Origin of the sequence: Phytoactinopolyspora endophytica, from assembly GCF_004138495.1 — a bacterium.
In the GTDB taxonomy this organism is placed as follows: domain Bacteria; phylum Actinomycetota; class Actinomycetes; order Jiangellales; family Jiangellaceae; genus Phytoactinopolyspora; species Phytoactinopolyspora endophytica.
Window position 1 is genome coordinate 106,417 of record NZ_ML142856.1, and the last position, 2,763, is coordinate 109,179.

The 2,763-nt window shown below is 67.0% G+C and carries 2 protein-coding genes; both read right to left on the reverse strand.

Annotation, left to right across the window (positions count from 1 at the left end; all coding sequences use genetic code 11):
• Positions 1 to 1,769 (reverse strand): MtrAB system histidine kinase MtrB (gene mtrB / locus ELR45_RS16760; RefSeq protein ID WP_165367849.1); only part of this gene is annotated, 1,769 nt, incomplete at its 3' end.
• Positions 1,770 to 1,773: 4 nt separating this feature from the next.
• Entirely contained in the window at positions 1,774 to 2,451 is a 678-nt protein-coding gene (mtrA, locus tag ELR45_RS16765; protein WP_129667428.1) for an MtrAB system response regulator MtrA, read from the reverse strand.
• Between the last annotated feature and the right edge of the window lie 312 nt (positions 2,452 to 2,763).

Sequence of the window (2,763 nt, forward strand, 5' to 3'; positions counted from 1 at the left end):
ACCTCCGCAGCATCGACGGCGCCCTGGTCCTGCTCGGTGGACTGGCCGGACTCCGGCTCGGTGGACTCCGGCTCGGTGGACTCCGGCTTGGTGGACTCCTCGGACTCCGCGGCGCGCGCGTCGCCGCCCGCCCGGGTCACCATGCGGTAGGGGGATCCCACGTCCAACTGTCCTGTCGCCGCTGTGCCGACGTCCGATGGGACCAGCGCCAGCGGCGACGTCGTGATGTCCTCTCCGACCCGTCGTGGCAACGTCAACCGGAACTGCGATCCTTCCCCGGGCTCGCCCCAAGCCTGCAACCAGCCGCCATGCAGCCGAGCGTCCTCCAGCGAGATGGACAGGCCCAGGCCGGTGCCGCCGGTGGTCCGGGCACGGGCCCGATCCGCGCGCCAGAAGCGGTGGAAGACCAGCGACGATTCGCCCGGCTTCAGGCCCACCCCGTAGTCGCGAACCGTGACTGCCACCGCGTTGTCGTCAATGGCCACCCGGACGATGACATCATTGCCTTCGCCGTGCTCCACCGCGTTCACCACCAGGTTCCGCAGCACACGCTCGATACGACGTGAGTCGATCTCGGCGACACACGGATAGCTCGGCACATCGACGACGATCCGGCTCCCCTTTCGCTCGGCCAACGGCTCCGCGGCATCGACCACGCCATGGACGAGGTCACGGATGTCGTGGCCCTCCTCGCTCAGCACTGCCGCACCCGCGTCGAATCTGCTGATCTCCAACAGGTCGTTGAGCAGCGCCTCGAACCGGTCCAGCTGCGCCTGCAGCAGCTCCGCCGAACGCTGCACCACAGGATCGAAGTCCTCCCTGGACTCGTGCAACACGTCTGCGGCCATCCGTACCGTCGTCAGCGGCGTGCGGAGCTCGTGCGAGACATCGGAGACGAACTGCTGCTGCATCCGCGACAGCTCCTCCAGTTGCCCGATCTGGTGCTGCAGGCTCGCCGCCATCTGGTTGAAGCTGGCCGCCAGCCTGGCCAGGTCATCCCGGCCACGCACGATCATCCGCTCAGAGAGGTTGCCCGCGGAGAACCGTTCGGCGATCCGCGCCGCCAGTCTCACCGGCGTGACCACCTGGCGGGTGACCAGCCAGGCCAGGGCGCCCAGCAGCAGGACCAGCAACAACCCCGCGGTCACCAGGGCCGTGCGCACCAGGTCGATGGCGGCCTGCTGCTCCGTCAGGGGGAACAGGTAATAGAGCTCGTACTGGTCACCGGTCGGTGCCGTGACCTGTCCTCCCACGGCAAGTGCCGGTATCCGGTCAGTGCCCGCGTCGCCGTCCGGAATGGCGGTATAGGTGTGGAAGATCCGTTCTTCGCCACGCACATGCTCACGCAGCGTCTCGGGGACGATTCCAGGCACCCAGTCGAGGGAGATCCCCGGCGATGCCAGGCGTACCGCGTTGTCCTCGGAGCCGAGCATGACGACCTCGTAGAGCGCGTCCGACCCGGGCTGGTTACCGCGGTTGGTCAGGCTCTGGGTGATGTCCGACAACAGCGGACTCCACGAGCCCGTCGCGCTGTCCGCGGCGGCATCGAGATTACGCTGGGCATAGTCGACCCCGGCCGAGGCGTCGGCGACGGCCGAATCGGCCTTGGTCTCCAGCAACCCGTCGCTGATCTGTCGCATCAGAGTGGTTCCGAGCAGGATCACCACGACCAGTGACAGTGCCAGCGTGGCTGTGAGTACTCGGACCTGGATGGAACGCTGCCACGCTCCGCGCACCGCATGCCATGGACGCGTGAGCGCCTTGGCCATCTCCCTACCCTGTTCCTGCCCGGTAACCGACGCCGCGCACCGTCACCACGATCTCGGGCCGTTCGGGATCGGTCTCGATCTTCGACCTCAGCCGCTGAACATGGACGTTGACCAGCCGGGTGTCGGTGGCGTGACGATACCCCCACACCTTCTCGAGCAGCTCCTCCCTGGTGAACACCTGCCACGGCCGGCGCGCGAGGCAGGCCAGCAGGTCGAACTCCAGCGGGGTCAACGAGACCGTCACGCCGTTCCGCTTGACCGCGTGGCCGGCCACGTCGATGGTCACGTCTCCGACCTGCAGCGTCTCGGGCTTGGGTTCCTCGGTGCGCCGCAACCGGGCGCGCACCCTGGCCACCAGCTCCTTGGGCTTGAACGGCTTGACGACATAGTCATCAGCGCCCGATTCCAATCCCACGACCACGTCGACGGTGTCGGTCTTGGCGGTGAGCATGACGATCGGGATGCCGGACTCCGCGCGGATCTCCTTGCATATGTCGATGCCGTCCCGGCCGGGAAGCATGACATCGAGGAGGACGAGGTCGGGCCGGAACTCCCAGAAAGTGGGCATGACATCGTCGCCGTTGGTGACGATGGCGTGCTCATATCCCTCCCCGCGCAGCACAATTCCGAGCATCTCCGCCAACGCGGTGTCGTCATCGACGATGAGCACACGTCCCTTCATAGTCCATATGGTGACACTCCCAGCGCCCAACTGCTAATAGGCATGGCCCGAAATGCCATGATGGCCACTGCCGAGGGGTAAATATTCGCCCCAGGTAGAGGGAGAAGAGGAGCGATGTCGGGAACCGACAGCCCCCATGGGTGGGGGCCACCGGACGGAGGTCAGAACGGCGATCATCCCGGCAGCCAGCCGGATCCTGATCGTCAGCGCGGCTGGGAACAGCCCGCCGGCCAGCCAGATCCCGGTGGTCAGCGCGGCTGGGAACAACCCGGCGGCCAGCAGCCATCCGCACCCGGATATTCACCGCCGGCC